The following is a 6179-nucleotide window of genomic DNA, read 5'->3' as shown; positions in this document are numbered from 1 at the left end:
GCCGTCATCTTCTGCGCCCACTTCCAATGGCCGCGCTTCGATGCGCTCAAGTGTCTGTCTTTTGCTTTGTTTTGCCACGATTGGCAGGTGGTCTGAAAAAAAGATGCCAGATGCCACGCCTAAGCGCGGCATCACGGCATCTTTTTGGGGGCGTGGGAAATGAAGGGCTCCGAGGGGGGATGCGCTGGCCGGATTACATCAGGCAGGACTGAGCATCTTTGGCTGGTGCTGTGCGACGCAGAACCGAAAGAGAGGGGAAGTTGGGGGGCTTTCCGCTCTGCTGCGGCGGGCAGGCGCCTGGGTGGTGAGCGAGTTCTTCGGCATCCACGGCATCAAACCCGGGCCAAAAAGATGCCGTTCACGCGCTCATTTGCGGTCGCTGGATGCCATCGGTTGCCATCAAATGCCATTCCCTGCCATGACGTGCACTCATTTGGGGTGGTGGCCTGAAAAAGATGCCGTGATGCCGTGCTTAGGCGTGGCATCTGGCATCAAATCCGGCTGGGAGCCGTCTGCCGGCGTCAGACAAACCAGAAGAACAGGATGGCGATGCCGGTCGGCAGCAAGGCGCCGAGGAAGAGCCTCAGGGGGCTGATGCCTTCGTTGTTGAAGGCTTTGGAGGTTTGCAGGATGCCAATGCCGGCGGGATTGGGCGCATTGGCGATGACGGTGAGGCCACCGCCGGTGACGGCTCCGGCGACGAGGGCGTACTGGAGCTTGGGCGAGATGCCTTCGACCAAGGAGCCGAGATACGTCAGGGCGGCATTGTCGGTGAGGGCGGTGAGGCCGGTGGCGCCGAAGTACATGCTGGAGCCATCCAGCCCGGCGATGAGCGGCTGCAGCCACCAGGACTGTAGCGAGCCGAGGGTGACGAGGCCGGCGAGGAAGTAGCCGACGAGCAGGCCCTCGCGCAGGCGCAGATCGTCCTGATACTCATGCGTGGCGCTGACGATGCCAAGGAAGACCATGAACACGCCGAAGAAGACATCCGGGTGATGCGCGAACATGACGACGAGCGCCAGGAAGACGACATGCAGCAGCGTGAGCCATGCGGGCAGGGGCCGCGCGGGCTGCTCCACCACTTCCACACGGCTGAGCTCGGCCCGGTAGAAAAAGGTCACAATTGCGGTGGCGACGATACAGCTGGCAACGGCACGCCAGCCAAAGTGGGTGAGCATGAACCAGGAGTCCCACTGCCATTTGGAGGCGACCATGAGCACGGGTGGAGCGGCAAAATGCGTGAGCGTGCCACCAATGGAGATGTTCACAAACAGCAGCCCGAGCGTGGCGTAGGCGAGGCCTGCGCCGATGCCGCAGTCAAAGTAACGGCGCTTGAGGAGGATGGCGATCAGGGTCATCGCCGCAGGCTCGGTGATGAGCGAGCCCAGCAGTGTGCCGAAGGACAGGGCGGCAAAGTAGTAGGCCACGCTGGCCTGAAACGGCAGCACGCGTGCAAGGCCTGAGATGCAGGTTTCAGCGAGCTGCACCACGGGACGGGTCGCTGCAACGACCATGACGACAAAGACAAACTTGGGCTCCGTAAAGTTCAGCCCCTCGATGTAGACCACCGCGTCATGGAGCGAGTGTTTCAGCGCGGCGATTCCCGCGAACAGCGCCGCACCCCAGAGGCCAAAGACGACCTCGGTTTCGGCCAGGAAATGCAGGATGTTCTCCATGATGGAGCCTTCGGGATAGCGATGGGCCCAGTGGGCGAAGCGCTTGACCGCAAAGGTGTGCAGCACGGCGAGTGCGAAGAGCGAGGTCGCGAGGATTTCGATGGGGGAGGCAGTCATGCTTTGAAGGTGTCTGTCACCGGCAGATGCGGGTTTGGAGTCCTGTAGATGTGGGATGAGGTAGCAGGCGAAACCGGGTTTGTCGTGCGCTTCTGCGGCCTGAATGAGCAGCCCACATGCCCGTTCAAACGCATGGGGTGCATCCAACGACTGTGTCGTTTGCGATTCCATACTGCCCTCACGGACCCCTGAACAAAGATTGTGCGAATTATCTCATGATGTGGGTCTGCGGCTCGTAGCCTGATCTTGCCCTGGTACCATTGCAGCCCTCTATGAAACATCCTCACCTCATCCGAAGGTCCCGCTGCGCGGGCGCACCCTTCCATGAACTTTTGCCCGCATGAGTTTTGATCTCTGGGTGACCCTCATCACGCTCGTGGGAGCCGTCATACTCTTTGCCACGGAAAAGCTGCCGGTGGACATCGTGGCGCTGCTGGCCGCCGCCGTTCTGCTCATCACGGGTGTGGTCACGGTGGAGGAAGGCATTGCTGGCTTTTCCAATCCCGCCGTCATCATTGTGGGCTGCATGTTCGTGCTCAGTTCCGCGTTGCAGAGGACGGGTGCGCTGGATGCCCTGGGCAGGCTTCTTGCCAAAAGCGGTGGCAGCAGCCCGGGCATGTTCTGCATGCTCGTCATGCTCTGCGTGGTGCCCGTGTCCGCCTTCGTCAACAACACGGCCGCCGTTGCCGTCTTCCTGCCGCTGGTCATCGCCGCTGCCGCCGCGAGAAAGATCCCCGCATCACGCGTGCTCATTCCGCTGAGCTTTGCCTCCCAGTTTGGCGGTGTCTGCACGCTCATCGGCACCTCCACCAATCTGCTCGTGAACTCCATCTACGAGAAGTCAGGTCTTGGCAGCTTCAGCCTGTTTGAGTTTGCGCCGCTGGGTCTGCTGCTGACGCTTGCCGGGGGAGCCTACCTTGTGTTTTTCGGGGGCTGGCTGCTGCCGGCGCGCCGCGCTGAGCAGCTCACGGATGTTTATCAGCTTGGAGAGTACGTCACCGAGCTGCGCGTCATGGAGGGTTCGCCGCTCATTGGCCAGCGCATTGGCGAGACTCCGCTGTCACGTGAGCATGACATCACCGTGCTGGAGATCCATCGCGCCACACACACCATCCTGGCCGCCGTGGGTGAGACCGTGCAGGTCCAAGACCTTTTGCTCGTGCGTGCCAGGCCAGACAAGCTCCTCGCAGTCACCACCGGGCTGAAGCTTGAAATCGAGCCCGAGTTCAAGCTGCGCGATGAAACCATCCGCTCCAAGGACGTGAAGCTCTGTGAAACCATCGTCCCTCCAGGCTCCCCCTTCATCGGGCGCACGCTGGCTGAAATCCGCTTTGGCCAGCAGACCGGCGTCATCGCCCTCGCCGTGCAGCGCACCGGCCAGGTGCTGCGTGAAAAGCTCTCCAGCGTGAGGCTGCGCATTGGCGATGCCCTGCTGCTGCTGGGGGAGCAGGCGGGCATCGACCGCGTGCGTGCGGAGGACGGCCTGCTCGTCCTCAATGAGCTGGAGGCACCGGTGCGCCAGCGTGGCAAGACATTGCTGGCGCTGGGAGTGTTCATACTTGTCGTCGTGCTCGCCGCGCTGAAAATTTTACCCATTCTTGTGGGGGCGCTCGCGGGAGTGCTGGTGCTCATCATTCTGCGCTGTGTGCGCCCGGAGCAGGCTTATGGTGCGGTGGACTGGCGCGTGCTCGTGATGTTGGCGGGCATCCTGCCGCTGGGCATCGCCATGCAGAAGACCGGCGCTGCCCAGACCATCACGGATGTGGTGCTCCGCTTCGCGGGCAGGGATGATCCCATGGCCCTGCTTGCCGCCATTTATCTCGTCACTGCCATCCTCACGGAGTTTATGAGCAACACCGGCGCTGCGGTTCTGATCGCCCCCATTGCCATTGCCACCGCACACAGCATTGGGCTGGATCCCAAGCCCTTCCTTGTGGCCGTGACGTTTGCCGCCTCCACCAGCTTTGCCACCCCTGTGGGCTACCAGACCAACACCATGGTGTACAATGCCGGCGGTTATCGCTTCAGTGACTTCGTCCGTGTGGGGGTGCCCTTGAACCTGCTCTTCTGGGGCCTGTCCGTTTATTTCATCCCGCTGTTCTGGCCGTTTGTGGCGCGGCCTTGAGTACAGCATCGCTTGAAACGCGGAGCAGGCAGGCTACATCGCAGGGATGTTCCGTGTATCCATTCTCCCTCTTGCTCTCTTCATGCTGCTTGGTGCCGCCCGCGTGGATGCGGAAACTCCCGAGCGCATGGTCTTGATGGTGAGCGTGGATGGCCTGGCGAACTTCTACCTCGACGATCCGGTGGCGGAGATCCCGACGCTGCGCCGGCTGGCGGCCGAGGGGGCGCGTGCGCAGGGCATGATCGCCTCGATGCCCACGGTCACCTGGCCCAACCACACCACGCTGGTCACGGGCGTCCATCCCGGAAAGCATGGGGTGCTTGGCAACAGCGTGCTTGACCGCGTGAAGAACGAGATCGTGCCGCTGGTGGTCGATCCCATTTTCAACAAGGACGAGATTGTGAAGGTGCCGACGATCTACGACCTCGCGAAACAGGCGGGACTCAAGACGGCCGCGCTGATCTGGCCTGCGACTCGCGGTGCGCGTACGCTGGACTGGACCATTCCGGATGTGGGCTCGATGGCGTTGGTGAAGCAGTTCGCCACACCCTCGCTGCTGGAGGAGTTCACCGCAAAAGGCATCCCCTGGGGCATGCAGGAGGAGTGGTGGAACACCGGACGCATCGCTGAGAGGGACCGCATGTTTGCGCAGATGGGGAAACATCTGCTGGGCCTTCATCGCCCGCATCTGCTGCTCATGCATTTTGTGGAGCTCGATCATGTGCAGCACCGGTTTGGTCCCCGCTCACCGCAGGCCTATGCCGCACTGAAAAATCAGGACGCGTGCGTGGCCGAGCTCTGGCAGGAGCTGCAGCGCACTCATGGCGGGCGCGCGACGCTGGTGGTGGTGTCTGATCATGGCTTCGTGTCCTACCGCCGGCGAATTCTGCCGAATGTGCTGCTGCGGCAGGAGGGATTGCTCACCGCGCTCGGGACGCGCATCACGGGCGGCAGTGTCCGCGCCGTGGCGCAGGGCGGAGCCTGCTTTGTCTATGTGCTGCGGGATGAAGGCCGTGCGGCGCAGGTGGTGAAGCTCGCAGAGCAGTTCCGCCAACTGGAAGGCGTGGGAGCCGTGATTGCTCAGGCTGACTTCGCCGCCCAGGGGCTGCCTGATCCAGCGAAGAATCCGCAGATGGCTGACCTCGTGCTGTCGGCGGCGAGCGGTTTCAATTTCGTGGACTCGCCGATCGGCGACGTGGTGGTGACGCCTCCGGATGTGGTGACCAAGGGCTCACACGGATCTGACGCCGCAGAGCCGGACATGCACGCGACGTTTGTCGCCTGGGGCGCGGGCATCCAGGCGGGTGCGCGGTGCGGCACGGTCAGCAACACCTCCGTGGCACCGACGCTTGCCGCCTTGCTCGGCTTGAAGGTGAAAAACATGGATGGTCCCGTCTTGCAGCCGCTCTTGGAGGGCAAGTAGGGAGCTTCTCTGCCGCCAGGAGATCATCCGCAATCGCCGTCGTTTGCGGGCATCCGCCCTACCTGGGGCGTCAAGGCAGCAATGGCCACCACCCACCTGCACCCCAGTCCAGATACTCGGTGCTGCGGAACTGCTTTTTGTAGTCGTAGACGCTGGGCTCGCGGGTGGCGTAGCCGGAGTAGAGATGGCGGAGGCCGGCTGTGCGGCAGTGCTGGATCTCCAGCAGGAGGGTGAAGATGCCGAGGCTGCGCCGGGAGTGCTCCGGCTCAAAGAGGCCGTAAACGCTGGAGGCGGCGTGCTGGCCGACATCGAGGAAACTGGCGGCGATGAGGCAGGGACCGTCAAACACGCGGACCATGCGGCATTCGCAGGGGCCCCGGGCGGGATCGGGGCCGAGGAAGGTTTCCAGCGTTTCGGGGATGTTGTGGGTGAAGCGCTGCTTGTGGCGTTGGAAGAGGGCGCGCAGCTCGTCATCGATGGTGGCGGGGGCGATCTCGGTGCGCAGGTCGGTGTTCTTGTTCAGCACGCGGCGCTGGCTTTTGGTGAAGGTGCAGGACTCGAGATCAATGCGCAGAGGCGTGATGGTTTGCAGGCCGCCGTCCGGGGCCTGCTGGGTGCTGTAGCGGAAGAAATGCCTGCCGAAATGCCGCCAGCCCATCGCCCACGCATGATCCATGATTTCCGCAGGCACGGAATCACAAATGAATGCTTCGTCGAACACTGGCGTCATAGGGTGGGCCTTATTAATCCAGTCCCGCAGATTGACAATCCCGCGCCCGCCCGCACACTCCGAATCCGGCAGCCCCACACGCCTATGAACCTCCTGCAACGCATCGAA

General features: G+C 62.6%; 4 protein-coding genes. 2 read left to right on the top strand and 2 right to left on the bottom strand.

The window, feature by feature from the left end; translation table 11 throughout:
* Positions 1–521 precede the first annotated feature (521 nt).
* The gene (locus ACIREA_RS24415) at positions 522–1793 is read right to left on the bottom strand and encodes a putative Na+/H+ antiporter (RefSeq protein WP_397384949.1); all 1272 of its coding nucleotides are present in this window, start codon (positions 1791–1793) and stop codon (positions 522–524) included.
* A 340-nt stretch (positions 1794–2133) separates the two neighbouring features.
* On the opposite strand from ACIREA_RS24415, the gene ACIREA_RS24410 reads away from it, so the two are divergent.
* Both ACIREA_RS24410 and ACIREA_RS24405 read left to right on the top strand, forming a co-directional pair.
* Positions 2134–3918, top strand: a complete 1785-nt coding sequence (locus tag ACIREA_RS24410) for an SLC13 family permease (protein ID WP_397384948.1) — start codon at positions 2134–2136, stop codon at positions 3916–3918.
* Between the two features lie 46 nt (positions 3919–3964).
* Entirely contained in the window at positions 3965–5341 is a 1377-nt protein-coding gene (locus ACIREA_RS24405; protein ID WP_397384947.1) for an alkaline phosphatase family protein, read from the top strand.
* Positions 5342–5411: 70 nt separating this feature from the next.
* Here the strand turns inward: ACIREA_RS24405 and ACIREA_RS24400 are convergent.
* Positions 5412–6179, bottom strand: a 768-nt coding sequence (locus ACIREA_RS24400; RefSeq protein WP_397384946.1) for a GNAT family N-acetyltransferase, incomplete at its 5' end; no start/stop codon positions are given.

This window comes from Prosthecobacter sp. (assembly GCF_044373815.1).
Taxonomy (GTDB): Bacteria; Verrucomicrobiota; Verrucomicrobiia; order Verrucomicrobiales; family Verrucomicrobiaceae; genus Prosthecobacter.
The sequence above is the reverse complement of the archived record's forward strand: the minus strand, read 5'-3'. Positions and strand labels throughout refer to the sequence as shown.

What these genes read in the sequence shown, in the direction of transcription:
- ACIREA_RS24415 (WP_397384949.1), bottom strand. Translation starts at nt 1,793, where the DNA reads ATGACTGCCTCCCCCATCGAAATCCTCGCGACCTCGCTCTTCGCACTC.
- ACIREA_RS24410 (WP_397384948.1), top strand. Translation starts at nt 2,134, where the DNA reads ATGAGTTTTGATCTCTGGGTGACCCTCATCACGCTCGTGGGAGCCGTC.
- ACIREA_RS24405 (WP_397384947.1), top strand. Translation starts at nt 3,965, where the DNA reads ATGTTCCGTGTATCCATTCTCCCTCTTGCTCTCTTCATGCTGCTTGGT.